At 68.7% G+C, this 14396-nt stretch carries 12 protein-coding genes; 7 read left to right on the top strand and 5 right to left on the bottom strand.

What is annotated here, in order from left to right:
- The first annotated feature begins 1 nt into the window (after nucleotide 1).
- The 3 genes from OKW78_RS08470 (at nucleotide 2) to citZ (ending at nucleotide 3844) form a co-directional block, all read left to right on the top strand.
- Nucleotides 2–520, top strand: coding sequence for a DUF2062 domain-containing protein (locus OKW78_RS08470; RefSeq protein ID WP_281194762.1), 519 nt, complete (start codon nucleotides 2–4; stop codon nucleotides 518–520).
- A 177-nt stretch (nucleotides 521–697) separates the two neighbouring features.
- Complete coding sequence (locus tag OKW78_RS08475; RefSeq protein WP_281194763.1) at nucleotides 698–2611, top strand: PINc/VapC family ATPase; 1914 nt, start codon at nucleotides 698–700, stop codon at nucleotides 2609–2611.
- A gap of 99 nt (nucleotides 2612–2710) precedes the next feature.
- Nucleotides 2711–3844, top strand: coding sequence for a citrate synthase (gene citZ, locus OKW78_RS08480; RefSeq protein WP_281194764.1), 1134 nt, complete (start codon nucleotides 2711–2713; stop codon nucleotides 3842–3844).
- A 108-nt stretch (nucleotides 3845–3952) separates the two neighbouring features.
- On the opposite strand, the gene OKW78_RS08485 is transcribed toward citZ, so the two are convergent.
- From OKW78_RS08485 to OKW78_RS08495, 3 genes are all read right to left on the bottom strand, one after another.
- The gene (locus tag OKW78_RS08485) at nucleotides 3953–5209 is read right to left on the bottom strand and encodes a digeranylgeranylglycerophospholipid reductase (RefSeq protein WP_281194765.1); all 1257 of its coding nucleotides are present in this window, start codon (nucleotides 5207–5209) and stop codon (nucleotides 3953–3955) included.
- Between the two features lie 155 nt (nucleotides 5210–5364).
- A complete protein-coding gene (locus tag OKW78_RS08490) occupies nucleotides 5365–6228 on the bottom strand; it encodes a 2-oxoacid:ferredoxin oxidoreductase subunit beta (RefSeq protein ID WP_281194766.1) in 864 nt (287 codons plus the stop codon).
- Nucleotides 6225–7988 carry a 2-oxoacid:acceptor oxidoreductase subunit alpha gene (locus OKW78_RS08495; protein WP_281194767.1) on the bottom strand — a complete coding sequence of 588 codons (1764 nt, stop codon included), beginning with the start codon at nucleotides 7986–7988 and terminating at the stop codon, nucleotides 6225–6227. Before OKW78_RS08495 ends, OKW78_RS08490 begins: the two co-directional genes overlap by 4 nt.
- 282 nt (nucleotides 7989–8270) lie before the next feature.
- Here OKW78_RS08495 and OKW78_RS08500 point away from each other — a divergent pair, with 282 nt between their 5' ends.
- The 3 genes from OKW78_RS08500 (at nucleotide 8271) to OKW78_RS08510 (ending at nucleotide 11709) form a co-directional block, all read left to right on the top strand.
- Complete coding sequence (locus OKW78_RS08500) at nucleotides 8271–8915, top strand: FAD-dependent oxidoreductase (protein ID WP_281194768.1); 645 nt, start codon at nucleotides 8271–8273, stop codon at nucleotides 8913–8915.
- An 84-nt stretch (nucleotides 8916–8999) separates the two neighbouring features.
- Nucleotides 9000–10553 (top strand): lipopolysaccharide biosynthesis protein, encoded by a 1554-nt coding sequence (locus tag OKW78_RS08505; RefSeq protein ID WP_281194769.1) that lies wholly within the window; start codon nucleotides 9000–9002, stop codon nucleotides 10551–10553.
- A gap of 76 nt (nucleotides 10554–10629) precedes the next feature.
- Complete coding sequence (locus OKW78_RS08510; protein ID WP_281194770.1) at nucleotides 10630–11709, top strand: HAMP domain-containing sensor histidine kinase; 1080 nt, start codon at nucleotides 10630–10632, stop codon at nucleotides 11707–11709.
- 34 nt (nucleotides 11710–11743) lie between these two features.
- Here the strand turns inward: OKW78_RS08510 and OKW78_RS08515 are convergent, their stop codons facing one another.
- Nucleotides 11744–12850, bottom strand: a complete 1107-nt coding sequence (locus tag OKW78_RS08515) for a pyridoxal phosphate-dependent aminotransferase (protein ID WP_281194771.1) — start codon at nucleotides 12848–12850, stop codon at nucleotides 11744–11746.
- A gap of 238 nt (nucleotides 12851–13088) precedes the next feature.
- Between OKW78_RS08515 and OKW78_RS08520 the strand changes: the two genes are divergently transcribed.
- Entirely contained in the window at nucleotides 13089–13580 is a 492-nt protein-coding gene (locus OKW78_RS08520; protein ID WP_281194772.1) for a metal-dependent hydrolase, read from the top strand.
- A gap of 25 nt (nucleotides 13581–13605) precedes the next feature.
- On the opposite strand, the gene OKW78_RS08525 is transcribed toward OKW78_RS08520, so the two are convergent.
- Entirely contained in the window at nucleotides 13606–14370 is a 765-nt protein-coding gene (locus OKW78_RS08525) for a PHP-associated domain-containing protein (RefSeq protein WP_369335035.1), read from the bottom strand.
- Nucleotides 14371–14396 lie beyond the last annotated feature (26 nt).

Consider the following 14396-nt stretch of genomic DNA (forward strand, 5'->3'; position numbering starts at 1 on the left):
GATGATACTCCGCCGGACGAACGAGTGGATCGCTCGGGTCAAAACCGAGATCCAGCACTCGTTCGGCGAGGAGTACACGGTGAGGGAGACTGCCGGAAGCTTCTCCGTGGGCGTGTTCATCACGATGCTGCCCACGCTCGGGACGGGCCTGCTCGTCTTCGTCGTGCTCGCGTGGGCGTTCGACCGGATCAACCGTGCGGCGCTCCTGGCGTCCGTCGTCGTCTTCAACCCCGCGGTGAAGTGGGGGGTGTACGCCGCCAGCTTCACGCTCGGCGTGGCGATCCTCGGTCCCGTTCCGGGCGTGACGCCCACGGAGGTCGCGGAGCTCTCCTTTTCGGCCGGGCCGGAGATCGTAGTGCGGCTCCTCGTCGGGAACACCATCCTGGCGGCCGTCGCGGCGGTGCCGAGCTACGTCGTCTGTTACCGGCTCGTGGAGGCGTACCGCGCCCGGGACATCGACGTCGTCGAGACGGTCACCGAGGTCGTCGACCTCGACGACGACGTCGACCCGGACGACTGACGCGGAACCGACGCGCAGCCGGGAGCGACGTGGACCGATGCGGAACCGACGCGCGCCGGGACCGACGCGCGCCGGGACCGACGCGGGACCGACGCCGAGCCGGGACGCCCCATCGCTCCGTACCGTTCCACCGCGCCGGTCGAACACCCTTATACGGTTCCCGCCCGGAACTCGGCCATGAACGTAGTACCGGACACCAGTGCGGTCGTCGACGGCCGCGTGTCCGAACGCGTCGAGGACGGCAGCTACGAGGGGGTGACGGTCGTCGTCCCCGAGGCCGTCGTCGGCGAGCTGGAGTCGCAGGCCAACGACGGGCTCGAGTCGGGCTGGGACGGACTCGAGGAGCTCAAACGCCTCGCGGCGTTCCGTGACGAGGGGACGATCGACCTGCGATACGTCGGCGAGCGGCCGAGCGGCGACCAGCGTTCGAACGCCGCCGAGGGCGACGTCGACGCGCTCATCCGCGACGTCGCCGCCGACAACGACGCCACGCTCCTCTCCAGCGACGTCGTCCAAGCGGAGGTCGCCCGCGCGAAGGGGATCGAGGTCGAGTACGTCGAGCCGGTCGCCCGCGGCGTCGTCGACGAGCTGCCCATCGAGGAGTACTTCACCGACGAGACGATGTCCGTCCACCTGAAGACGGGGACGAAGCCGAAGGCCAAACGCGGCTCGCTCGGCGAGATGCGCTACGTCGTCATCGACGAGACGGAGACGAGCGAGGAGCGGATGGCCGAGCTCGCGAACTCGATCGTCGACCTCGCACGGCAGTCCTCGGACGGGTTCATCGAGCTGTCCGACGACGGCATGGACATCGTCCAGTACCGCAACTACCGGATCGCGGTGGCGCGGCCGCCCTTCGCGGACGGGATCGAGATCACGGCGGTTCGCCCCATCGCGAAGACGACGCTCGACGACTACGAGTTCGCGGACGAGCTCCGCGAGCGGTTCCTCGAGCGCAAACGCGGCGTGCTCATCTCGGGCTCGCCCGGGGCCGGCAAGTCGACGTTCGCGCAGGCGGTCGCGGAGTTCTTAAACGACAACGACTACGCGGTCAAGACGATGGAGAAACCCCGGGACCTCCAGGTCGGCCCGGAGATAACCCAGTACGGTGCACTCGGCGGGAAGATGGAGAACACGGCCGACTCGCTCCTCCTGGTCCGCCCCGACTACACCGTCTACGACGAGGTCCGGAAGACGAACGACTTCGAGGTGTTCTCGGACATGCGGATGGCCGGCGTCGGAATGGTCGGCGTCGTCCACGCCTCCCGCGCGATCGACGCGCTCCAGCGGCTCGTCGGCCGCGTCGAACTCGGGATGATCCCGCAGATCGTCGACACGGTCGTCTACATCGAGGCCGGCGAGGTCCACACCGTCTACGACGTGACGACGGAGGTGAAGGTGCCCGCGGGGCTCACGGCCGAGGACCTCGCGCGACCGGTGATCCAGGTGTCGAACTTCGAGACCGGCCGGCCCGAGTTCGAGATATACACCTTCAACCGCCAGGTCGTCACGGTCCCGCTCGACGACGAGAAGGGCGACGACGCCGGGACGGAGACCGGCGTCGGGCGCATCGCCAAACAGGAGATCGAACGCGAGATCCGCTCCGTCGCCCACGGCCACGTCGACGTGGAGCTCAAGGGCGACGACGAGGCGATCGTGTACGTCGACGAGGGCGACATCGGTACCGTGATCGGCAAGGGCGGCGGCCGCATAAGCGACATCGAGGGACGCCTCGGCATCGAGATCGACGTGCGGACCCACTCGGAGAAGCCGGGCGGCCGCGGCGCGGGCTCGGCCGGGGGCGACCCCGGCGGAAACGGCCGCGGCGGCGCGAGCGGGGGACGCGACGGACAGGTCGGCGAGGAGCGCGGCTCCGTCGTCCAGCCGGAGATCACCTCGAGACACGTCGTCCTCGACGTCGACGCCGGGGTCGGCGAGACGGTCGAGGTCCGCGCGAACGGCGAGTACCTCTTCACCGCGACGGTGGGACAGGGCGGCGAGGTGCAGGTGTCACGCGGCTCGGCCATCGCCGAGGAACTGGAGGACGCGATCGATCGGAAGCGGACGATCACCGTCGTTCCCGCCCGCTGACGCGATCGTCGTCGGTCGCCGCGGCGGCGTACCACGATCGTCGTATTCGGTCCTTCCCGAAAGATAACGCTTTTTTGGCGGTGGTCGGAAGGTCATGGCATGTCGAACGAGCTGAAACGCGGGTTGGAAGGCGTCCTCGTCGCGGAGTCGGAACTCAGTCACGTCGATGGGGAGGTCGGGAAGCTCGTCTATCGCGGGTACGACATCGAGGAGTTGGCACGCGGGGCGAGCTACGAGGAGGTGCTCCACCTGCTCTGGCACGGCTCGCTTCCGACGCGCGCGGAGCTCGAGGACTTCCGAGCGGAGCTCGCCGCCGAACGAACCGTCGACGACGAGGTGCTCTCGACCGTCCGCACGCTCGCGGACGCCGGCGACCGGCCGATGGCCGCGCTTCGCACCGCGGTCTCGATGCTCTCGGCGTACGACGGCGACGCCGAGGAGGAGGGCGTCCTCGCGGAGGGCGCACGGATCACGGCGAAGATACCCACCGTCCTGGCGGCCTTCGAGCGCGCCCGCCAGGGGGAACCGCCCGTCGATCCAGACCCCGACCTCTCGCACGCGGGGAACTTCCTGTACATGCTCACCGGGACCGAGCCCGACGCGGTGAGCGAGGAGACGTTCGACATGGCGTTGACGCTCCACGCCGACCACGGCCTCAACGCCTCGACGTTCACGGCGTTGGTGATCGGCTCGACGATGGCCGACGTCTACTCCAGCGTCACCGGCGGGATCGGCGCGCTCTCGGGGTCGCTTCACGGCGGCGCGAACCAGGACGTCATGGAGATGCTCCACGAGGTCGACGCGTCCGGAAAGGATCCCGTCGAATGGGTGAGGGACGCGCGAGAGAACGACCGCCGGATCCCCGGATTCGGCCACCGCGTGTACAAGGTGAAGGACCCGCGCGCGCGCATCCTCGAGGGGAAGCTTCGTGACCTCGCGGACTCCTCGGGCGACCGGAAGTGGCTGGAGTACACCACCGCCATCGAGTCGCACCTCGCCGACGAGGGGCTCGTCGAGAAGGGGATCGCGCCGAACGTCGACTTCTACTCCGGTTCCGTCTACGACGCGATGGGGATCCCGATGGACCTCTACACGCCCATCTTCGCGATGAGCCGCGTCGGCGGCTGGATCGCTCACGTCCACGAGTATCAGGCGGACAACCGACTCATCCGGCCGCGGGCGCGGTACACCGGCCCCGAGGCGGCCGAGTTCGTGCCGATCGACGAGCGCTAGGTCGGCCGACGGTCGAAACGGCCGGACCGACCGCGGCGAACCGATCTACTGCGGCGAGTCGGATGCGGCGAGTCGGAAACGACGAATCGACGACGGAGAATCAGTGTATCACGACGATCGGGCCGCCTGCGACGACCCGAACCGCTGGCGGAGGTACTTCGTCAGTATCGGGAGGTCGTCGAGGTGGATCAGCTTTCGCATCGCCCGTTTGTCCCCGCGATTGACCGCCGCGAGCGTGTCCTCGTCGGTCCGCCGGAGGTCGCGCATGAGTCGGTCGTACCGCTCGTTCGGCGCGAGGTACAGGAGTTCGGTGAGCACCAGCCGCGAGTTCATCCGCGGGGCGACGTCGCGGTGCCAGAGCTGTTCGTAGATCGCGAGACTCTCGGCGTCGGTCGGGCGGCCGGCGTCGGTGAAACACCGGTCTATCGACATCGCCGCGGCGCGCGCGGACTTCATGCCCTTGTGGATCCCCTCGCCCCACAGCGGGTCGATGGTGGGAACCGTGTCGCCGATGGCGAGGAAGCCGTCCGTGTGCATTCGTCCGGGTCGCTGGATGTGTGCCGACCCGCGGTGGACCTTCCCCTCCAGACGCTCGGCGTCGGCGAAGCGCGGGTCGGACTCGAGCCACCCCTCGAGGTAGCCGTCGATCGTCTTGCCCTCCTCGCCGGCCTCGCGGTGGCGGTCGTTCTGGATGTAACACAGCCCCACCTTCGCGGTGTCCTCGCCGGTGGCGAAGATCCACGAGTAGCCGCCGGGCGCGATGTCGTGGTCGAGCCGGAGCATCATCGCCCGCCGGAGGTCGGCGTACTCGGGATGGTCCAGATCGACGTTCTCCATCTCGTACTCGATGCCGATCGCCTGGTTCTCGCGTTCGAGGTCGACCACGCCGAGCGCGCTCGCGATCGGCGCGGCCGGTCCGGTGGCGTCGACGACGACGTCGGCGTACACCTCCTCGTCCCCGGCGTACCTGACGCCCTCGATGACGCCGTCGTCGTCGAGTATCGGCCGCGAGACGCGCGAATCGAAGCGATACTCCGCACCCTTCTCGCGGCCGTCGGCGACGAGATACCGCTTGAAGTCGGCGAACTCCAACACCGCGCCCGGCTGGTAGGACTCGTAGTAGTCGTTCGGCGACTCCAACACCACGTCGTCGGTGTAGGACATCACGACGTCGTCCGGGATCCCGAACGCGGACATCATCGAGGGGAACGTTCCCGCGGTCGACTTGTTGCTCTGCCGCGGAAATTCGGCTTCGGCCTCCGTCTCGAGAACGACGACGTCGTAGCCGCGGGCGGCCAGATCGCGGGCACACTGCGCCCCCGCCGGCCCGGCACCCGCGATCGCGACGTCGTAACGGTCGGACATACCGCGTACATACCCACCCGTGTAATTAGGTTTGCCGAAACGGGACGATACTCCGGTTGAACCCGCCGTCATCGGCCGTTTTTGACCGATCCCTAAGGACGGGATTCGAACCGAAAGAGAGGTGTGAGCGAGCGCGTCCGAGGACGCGACGACGCTCAGTAGAACTCGCGGACCAGGTCGGTCGCGTTCTCCGGCGCGCCGTCGGGAATGTCGGACATGTCCTCGTCGACGCCGTGCTGCTCGTGGTACGGCACCGACTCCTCGTTCTGATAGATGACTCCCTGGTACTCCTTGTCGGAGTCGAGGATGACGTCCTTGGCGGCGTCGTAGTCGGTCGGGTCGTGGTCCGCCTCCGCGAGGTCGACGAGCGAGTCGCGGAAGTAGTCGTAGGTGTCCACGTCGTTGAACGTCACGCACGGCGAGTAGACGTTCACGAAGCCGAAGCCGTCGTGTTCGACGGCCTCCTGAATGATCTCCTGGTGACGCAGGGCGTCCGAGGAGAACGACTGCGCGATGAACGTCGCGCCCGACGCGAGCGCGAGCGCGTGCGGGTTGACCGGGGGCTGTTTGGGGCCCTCCGGCGTCGTCGACGTCTCGAAGTCCTCGCGGGAGGTCGGCGACGCCTGGCCCTTGGTGAGCCCGTAGATGCGGTTGTCCATCACGACGTAGGTCATGTCGACGTTCCGGCGGACGGCGTGGACGAAGTGGCCCGCGCCGATGGAGTAGCCGTCGCCGTCGCCGCCGGCGACCATCACTTCGATGTCGGGACGCGCCATCTTGACGCCGGTTCCGACGGGAAGCGCCCGGCCGTGAACCCCGTGGAGCGCGTAGCTGTGCATGTACGTGCCGATCTTGCCCGAACAGCCGATCCCGGCGACGACGAAGGTGTTGTCGGGATCGTTGCCCGTCTCCGCGAGGGCCTTCATCATCCCGTTCATCGTCCCGAAGTCGCCGCATCCCGGGCACCACGTCGGCTGCTTGTCGGATTTGAAGTCGGTGAATCGAACGTCTGAACTCATTGGGTGGCCTCCGTCCCCGTCTCCAGGGTCTCTCCGATCTCTCGTGCGAGCTCGTCGGCCTTGAACCGCACGCCGTCGTACTTGTTGATCCGGTCGACGCGCTCGAGCACGTCGTGTTCGACGAGGTTCGCGAACTGTCCGGTCTCGTTACACTCCACGACTATTACCGTCTCGGCGGCGTCGACGGCCTCCGAGAGGTCCGGCCGCGGGAAGACGTACGGGACCGAGAGCACGCGGATGTCGACGTCTTCCGCCTCGAGCAGGTCGAGCGCCTCCGCGAGCGCGCCCTCGTTCGACCCCCACGTGATCACGAGGTTCTCGGCGTCGGCGTCGCCGAACTCCCGCGGGCTCCAGTCCTCGCGTTCCCTCGCCGTCTCCACCTTGCGGTTGCGCTTGTCGACCTGCTCGACGCGCATCTCCGTGTCCTCGGTTCGCCGGCCCTGCTCGTCGTGCTCGAGGCCGGTCGACATGTGCGCGCCGTCGACGGTCCCGGGGAACGCCCGCGGGGAGACGCCGTCGTCGGTCAGCTCGTGCGGTTTGAAGCCGCCGCTCTCCGAGAGGTGCTCCTCGACCGACGCGTCGTCGACGACGAAGCCGCGGTCGACCTCCACCTCGTCCATGTCGAAGGTGTCCGGCGTGAACGTCTGTTCGGTGACCGCCATCGAGAGGTCCGCCGTGAGGTAGACGGGGAGCTGGTACTTCTCGGCGAGGTTGAACGCCTCGACCGTCTTCCAGAAGCACTCCGCGACGGTGGTGGGCGCGAGCACGAACCGCGGCACCTCGCCGTGGCCGCCGTACAGCATGTGGTTCAGGTCGCCCTGCTCCTGTTTCGTCGGCATCCCGGTGGAGGGCCCCGAGCGCATCACGTTACAGATGACGAGGGGTGTCTCCGAGGTGGCGACGAGCCCGAACGTCTCCGTCATCAGGTCGATCCCCGGCCCGGAGGTCGCGGTCATCGCGCGGGCACCGCCGCGGGCGGCACCGAGCGCCATGTTGATCGCGGAAAGCTCGTCTTCCGCCTGGACGACGTGGCCGCCGTACCGCTCGAGTCGACCGGTGAGGTACGTCATCACGTCGGTCGCGGGCGTGATCGGGTACCCGGAGTAGAACCGGCAGCCGGCCGCGATGGCGCCCATGCCGATCGCCTCGTCGCCGTTGAGCAGGACGTAGTCCTCGTCCGTGGTCTCGAGGTCGTACTCGAAGTCGGCGTCGTACTCCTCGGCGACGTACGACTGCCCGGCGCGGGCGGCCTCCTTGTTGTTGTCGACGAGCTTCTGGCCCTTGTCGCCGAAGCGCTTCTCGAGGGCGGAATCGAGGTTCTCGATGGGGAACTCCGCGACCTCACACGCCGCGCCGAGCGCGACGACGTTCCGCATGATCGCCCCGCCGGCCTCCTCGGCGAGCCGCTTGAGCGGCACGTCGATGCCGACCATGCCCTCGGGGATCTCGACGTTCTGCATCGTGGTTCGCTCGCCGTCGTAGATGATCACGGACCCCTCGTGGAGCTCCTCGAGGTTCTCCTCGATGGTCCGTGGAGTCAACGCGATGAGCACGTCGAGTCTGTCCACGACGCTCTGTACCTTGTCGACGGAGGTTCGCACCTTGTACGCGGTGTATCCGCCGCGGATCCGCGAAGCGAAGTCCTTCGACGTGAACACGTGTCGACCCGATCGAGACAGGGCCTGCGCGAAGATCTTGCCCGTCGAGTCGATGCCGTCGCCGGCCTCTCCGCCGACGGCCCAGTTGAAGTCCGCAGCCATTCTATGTCGACGGTTCACTCGGACTCATCAAAAGGCTTCTGGATGGCGGCATCCGGCGGTTATTCAACGTATGTCCTGTTTTTCGCGAATATTGTCGCTTTATCGACCTCGGACGCCGTACGAACGCGCAGATAGTGGTCGATCGTCAACCGGATCCGTCGCTATCGACACCGACCGTCGGAGTCTATTTCGACGTTCGTCGAACCCATCGACCCGACTCGGGCGAACCGGTCCCTCCGACGAGACGAGAACACGTTTGTGCGTCAGGGACCGACGGGGCGTATGGACGCGACAGTCACGGTGACGTCGGTCGAGGAGGTCGGGTCGGACACGTACGCGATCCGGTTCGGCACACCGGCCGGATTCGCCGCCGAGCCCGGCCAGTTCGTGAAGCTGGGAACCGAGATCGACGGGGAGCCGGTCTCGCGCTTCTACACCCTCTCCTCGCCGACGACCGAGGGGACCTTCGAGGTCACGATCGGGATCGACGTCGAGGAGGGCGGCGACTTCTCGCGGTTCCTCGCCGACATCGAGCCCGGCGTCGAGATGTCGCTCTCGGGGCCCTTCGGCGACCAACACTACGACGGCGAGGGACGCGTCGTGGTCCTCGCCGGCGGCCCCGGCGTCGGGCCGGCCGTCGCCATCGCCCGGCGCGCGCTCGACGACGGCGGGGAGGCGGCGGTCGTCTACCGCGACGACGACCCCGCCCACGGGGCCCGCCTCGACGACCTCCGCGAGCGGGGGGCGTCGATCGAGGTGCTCGACGGCGACGCGGACCTGACGGGGACGGTCGACGACGCGCTGGCCAGCGCGGACGACGAGGCCGTCTTCGTCTACGGCTTCGCCGGCTTCGTCGACGACGCCCGAGAGGCGATCGAGGCCGTCGGCGGCGACGCCGACGCTGCGAAGGTCGAGAACTTCGGATAGGAGCGGCAGGAACCGGCACGTCTCGCCGGAGACGCGGAGCGAACCGCTTAATCCGCGGACGGTGCTTCGGTCGGACGAACCACCGTGGGAACCGACACGACGACCGAGGCGGTCGAGGAGATCCCGGAGGACGAACGCGACGCGCTGGTGACGATCGCCGGCGGAGCCGTCGTAACCTCGGGAGCCTTCTCGACGCAGCGCGGGCTGATGGCCGCGACGGAGTTCGTCCTGGCCCGCGGGCTGGGGCCGGCGACCTACGGCGTGTACGCGCTCGCGTGGCGGATCGCCCAGGTGCTCGTGCGGCTCGTTCCCTTCGGAAGCGTGCCGGCGCTCCAGCGGTTCGTTCCGGACGCCGACGACCCGGCCTACCGGTCGCGGGTGGTCGGGCTGGCGTACGCGACGACCGCGGCCGCGGGGACGGTGACGGCGCTCGGCGTCTGGGTCGCCGCCCCGTGGGTGAACGACCTCACGGTGACGGATCCGGCGTTCCCGCCGACCATGCGGCTCTTCGGCGTCCTCGTCGGCCTGATCGGGCTCGTCACCGTCACCGGGGCGGTCTTCCGGGCGATCGGCTCGGCGCGCGGCGAGGTCCTGTTCAACAAGCTGCTCCGCCCGGCGGTCCGGCTCGTCGGCGGCGCCGGCGCGGTGGCGCTCGGCTACGACGTCGTCGGCGTCGCCGGCGCGATCGTGGCGTGTACCGCGCTCCTCGTCGCCCTCGGCGTCCCCGTCTCGGTCCGTGCGACGGGCATTACCCCGACCCTCCGTGGCGCGCGCCGCGAGGCCGGGCGGTTCTACAACCACGCCGCGCCGGTCGCGATGAGCAGCCTCGGCAAGGTGTTCCAGAACCGGATCGACGTGCTGCTCGTCGGGGCGCTCCTCACCGCGGTCGCCGCCGGGGTGTACAACGTCGTCCTCGTGTTCATATCGATCGCGTGGATCCCGCTTCTGTCCTTCAACCAACTACTCCCGCCGGTGGCTTCCGGACTGTACGCGGACGACCGGATGGGGACGCTCAACGCGGTGTACGCCTCCGTGACCCGGCTCATCGTCACCACCGTCCTCCCGGTGATCGTGACGCTCGCCGTCTACGGTCAGGCCCTGTTGGCGCTGTTCGGGGAGACGTACGTCCGTGGCTACCTCCCGCTCGTGGTCTACCTCGGCGGGGTGTTCGTCGGCAGCGCCGTCGGCGCGACGGGATGGCTCCTCATGATGACGGACCACCAGTACGCGCGGATGGCGCTCGACTGGCTGCTCGCCGCGCTCAACGTCGGGCTGACGTACGCGTTCGTGCTCCGGTACGGGCTCGTGGGAGCCGCGCTCGGCACCTCGATAGCCATCACCGTCCAGAACGGGCTCCAAGTCCTGCTGCTCCGTCGGTTCGAGGGGTTGTGGCCGTTCGACCGGACGTTCCTCGTCCCGCTCTCGGCCGGGGTCGTCATGGCGGCCGTCATGTTGACCGTTCGATCCGCGGTCGGCGGAGCGTCCGGCGTCGCGGTCGGGGCGGTCGTCGGGATCGTCGCCTACCTCCTCGCCCTCCGCGCGATCGGCGTCGACCCCCGAGACCGACTCGTCGTCCGCGAGCTCGCCGCGCGGTACCGGGAGGCGGTCCGCGATCGGGGGCTTCCGACGCGGCGGTGAGCCGGGTTCGAACCCGCCGGATCGGGGGGATAGATATACACCGCTCGCCCGAGACGTCCGGTCGAGAGCGAGAGCCATGTCAGCTACCGTGACCCCGATGTCGGTCCTCCTCGTCGGATCCGACGCCGACGCGGCCGGGAGCGTCGCGGCCGCGCTCGAGCGCGAGGACGACCGACTCCGGGTCGATCCGATCGCGGACGTCGACGGCGCGATCGAGCGAGTCGCGAGCGGGAGCGACGACTGCGTCGTCGCCGTGCTCGATCGACCGGAACGGGACGGTCTCCGGCTCGTCGAGCGGATTCGAGCCCGCGATCCGGAGCTTCCGCTCGTCCTCTACGCCGACGGAGGCAACGAGGACGCCGCCGCCGAGGCCCTCGCGGCGGGCGCGACCGACTACGTCCGAACGAGCCCCTCGATCGAGGGGTACGCCCTCCTCGCGCGCCGGGTCACGAGCGCGGTCGAGTCCGTTCGCGCGATACGCGAGGCGGAGCGTCGCCGAGACCGGCTCGAGCGGTTCGTCGAGGTCGTCTCACACGACCTCCGCAACCCGCTAAACGTCGCGCAGGGTCGACTGGACCTCGCCCGGGGCGAGTGCGACAGCGAGCACCTCGAGCCGGCGGCCGACGCGGTCGATCGAAGTCTGGCGCTCGTCGCCGACCTCCTGACGCTCGCCCGCGAGGGCCGGACCGTCTCGAGGGTCGAACGGGTCACTCTCGCGGACGCGATCGAGGAGTCCTGGGCGAACGTCGAGACGGCCGACGCGACGCTCGTCGTCGACCTCGACGCCGACCGAGAGATCCGGGGACACCCGGGACGGACGAAACAGCTCCTCGAGAACCTGCTATCGAACGCCGTCCGTCACGGCGGGGACGGCGTGACGGTCCGCGTCGGGACCGTCGAGCCGATGTACACCGCAACGCGAGCCGCGGGCGGCGGCGGAGCCGGGTTCTACGTCGCCGACGACGGTCCCGGGATCCCGAAGACCGACCGTGATCGGGTGTTCCAGACCGGCTACACCACCGCCACGGACGGCACCGGGTTCGGGCTCAACATCGCGAAGGAGATCGCGGAGGTGCACGGCTGGGAGATACGGGCGACGGCGAGCCGCGAGGGCGGGGCCCGCTTCGAGGTCACCGGCGTCGACGTCGTCGGTTGAGTATCGGTCGCGTTCCGCCGGGACGGCCGCCGGTTCACTCCGTCGAGAAGTAATCGACGAGCCGTTCGGCGGCCTCCAGCGATCGCGGGGTCACCATGGCGAACCGGATCCAGTCGTCGCGGGCGGTCCCGAACGTGTCGCCGGGCATCCCCGCGACGCCCGCCTCGTCTATCAGCCGTTTCACGTTCTCCATCGTGCCGGGGAACCCGTCGAACCGCGCCAGCACGTAGAAGCCGCCGTCGGGGCGTGCGTACTCCGCGCCGGCCGCGTCGAGCGCCTCGGTGAACGCGTCGATCCGGTCTGCGAGCCGCTCGCGGGCCTCCGCGTAGTACGCCGGCTCCGTCGCCTCCAACGCGTGTGAGACCGCGTACTGGGCGGGTCGCGAGCCCGCGACGTTCACGAGCATGTGTCGCGTCTTCGCCGCGTCGACGTGCTCGTCGGGGAGGATCGCGTAGCCGACGCGAAAGCCCGTGATCGCCATCGACTTCGAGAAGCCGCTCGTGACGATCACGCGGTCGGACTCGAGCGAGAGCGCCGACTCGAAGCTCCCGGTGTGGTCGAAGCGGTCGTACACCTCGTCGACAAGGACGAGCGCGTCGACCTCGGCGGCGATCCCGACGACCTCCCGAACCTTCCCGATGTCGTACACCGCCCCGGTGGGGTTGTTCGGCGTGTTGAGGACGACGAGCGCGGTCTCCTCGTTCGCCGCCTCGCGGATCGCGTCGACGTCGAGCCCGCCGTCGCGCTCGGTCGGGACGAGCGTCGGATCGCCGCCGAGAAGCTCCGTCTTTCCGGGGTAATACGGGTAGACGGGGTCCATCAACAGCGCCTCCGATCCCGCGTCGCGCTCGAGCGCCCGCGCCATCCCGAGGTAGTTGGCCTCGCCCGTCCCGTTCGTGAGAACTATTCGATCGACGTCGACGCCCCGTCGGGCGGCGATCGCCTCGCGGAGGTCCCGGATCCCCTCGCTCGGCGGGTACTGGAACTCGGCGGGCGGCAGCTCCGCGTACGCCCCCAGCGCCTCGCGGAGCGCCGTCGGCGGCTCCCAGTCGGGGTTGCCGCTCACCATGTCGATGACGTCGCGGTCGGCCTCGATGCCGTACTTCATCACGTGAAAGAACTTCGGCTCCTCGTACTCCATATCGGTCCCTGGAGTGCCCGCCCCGTGGCTCTTTCGACGGTGGCAGACGCGGACGCGGGCGGTCGGCGACGACGGCGACCGCGACCGGAGACACTGCGACCACGACCGGAGATACTGCGGCCGCGACCGGAGATACTGCAGCCGCGACCGGAGATACTGCGACCGGAAACGCTGCGACCGGCGACGATCCCGTCCCGCGATCCGTGCCTTTTCAATCGATGCCGCAAGAGACCGGGGCATGAACAAACGCGGCCACGTGTTGAACGCGCTGCTTCTCGCCGTCGGACTCGGCTTCGTGCTGGAGCCGGGAGTCGACGTCGACACCGCCCGGAAGGTCGCCCAGATCACGGTTCCGATCGTGTTGGGGGCACTGTTCCCCGACGTCGACACGGCCTTCGGCAAACACCGGAAGACGCTTCACAGCCTCCCGGTGCTCGCGGTCGTTCTCGCGTACCCGATCGTCTTCGACAACCTCCACTTCGTCTGGGTCGGCGTGTTGACCCACTACGTCCTCGACCTGGTCGGGAGTCGCCGCGGGATCGCGCTCTTCCATCCGCTCTCGGACGAGGAGTTCTCGTTACCGTTCGGCGTCACCACGAGCAGCAAGTACGCCGACCTGGTGACCGTGATCATCACCGCCCTCGAGATCGCGGCCTTCTGGGCGGTCACCACCTACGTCGTCTCGCTCGACGTGGACCTCTCGTCGGCGACCGCCGGGATCGGGATCTGACGCCGCCCATACCTCTCACGGTTCGCTACTCGTAGACCGCCACGTCGTCGAAGCGGCCCTCGTAGGCGACGTTGGAGGGCAGCGTCGGCTCCTCCCCCGAAAGGAAGAGTCGGTCCGCTTTCGCCCAGGTGTTCTCGTAGGCGAGATGGCCGAACTCGACGAGGCCGCGGAGCCGGTGGCCGAGGCCGCCACGGTGAACGACCGTACGCGGGCGTCCCTCGCGGAACGCGTCGACGATCGCTTCGGCGTCGGGGAGGTCCCCCTCGAACGCGGTCCACGCCTCCCCCACCGTCGGTCGGAGGTGTGCGTACGAGGAGCCGAACCCGTGGAGGTCGAGATCGTTCGCGATGTCGTGTGCGCGGTCGTTCTGGTGGGACAGCAGCTTCGTGTTGTACGTCTCGACGGCGTGGATCCGGGAGTCGTGGGCCGCGAGTTCGGGTCGGGTGAGCGAGATGGTCGCGAAGGAGGGGTGGGGAACGAGCACCGCGGCGTCCTGGCGTTCGAACTCCGCCATCGCCCCCTCGAACGTGATGTAGTCGGGAACGGGCTCGGAGAGCCCGATCACGAGGAGATGTCGACGGTTCCCCCAGTCGCCGGTGAACACCTCGCGTCCGGGGATCACGGTCAGTTCGTCGTCGGAGAAACGGGTCGCACGCTCGCGAACCCTCGACAGCCGGGTGAAGTGAGGCGCGTACACGAGCGCGTCGATCCCACGCTCCTTCGCACGGGCAACGACGCGATCGTCGAGGACCTTGACGTGGGCGTCGACGCGCGTTCGAGATCGGCTCACGATCGGCGGTACGCGAAAGCCGCCCA

This window comes from Halorubrum sp. F4 (assembly GCF_027257195.1).
In the GTDB taxonomy this organism is placed as follows: Archaea; Halobacteriota; Halobacteria; order Halobacteriales; family Haloferacaceae; genus Halorubrum.

Coding starts and splice junctions, on each gene's coding strand:
- OKW78_RS08470 (WP_281194762.1), top strand. CDS start 2: ATGATACTCCGCCGGACGAACGAGTGGATCGCTCGGGTCAAAACCGAG.
- OKW78_RS08520 (WP_281194772.1), top strand. CDS start 13,089: ATGAACAAACGCGGCCACGTGTTGAACGCGCTGCTTCTCGCCGTCGGA.
- OKW78_RS08485 (WP_281194765.1), bottom strand. CDS start 5,209: ATGTCCGACCGTTACGACGTCGCGATCGCGGGTGCCGGGCCGGCGGGG.
- OKW78_RS08500 (WP_281194768.1), top strand. CDS start 8,271: ATGGACGCGACAGTCACGGTGACGTCGGTCGAGGAGGTCGGGTCGGAC.
- OKW78_RS08515 (WP_281194771.1), bottom strand. CDS start 12,850: ATGGAGTACGAGGAGCCGAAGTTCTTTCACGTGATGAAGTACGGCATC.
- OKW78_RS08510 (WP_281194770.1), top strand. CDS start 10,630: ATGTCAGCTACCGTGACCCCGATGTCGGTCCTCCTCGTCGGATCCGAC.
- OKW78_RS08475 (WP_281194763.1), top strand. CDS start 698: ATGAACGTAGTACCGGACACCAGTGCGGTCGTCGACGGCCGCGTGTCC.
- OKW78_RS08495 (WP_281194767.1), bottom strand. CDS start 7,988: ATGGCTGCGGACTTCAACTGGGCCGTCGGCGGAGAGGCCGGCGACGGC.
- citZ (WP_281194764.1), top strand. CDS start 2,711: ATGTCGAACGAGCTGAAACGCGGGTTGGAAGGCGTCCTCGTCGCGGAG.
- OKW78_RS08490 (WP_281194766.1), bottom strand. CDS start 6,228: ATGAGTTCAGACGTTCGATTCACCGACTTCAAATCCGACAAGCAGCCG.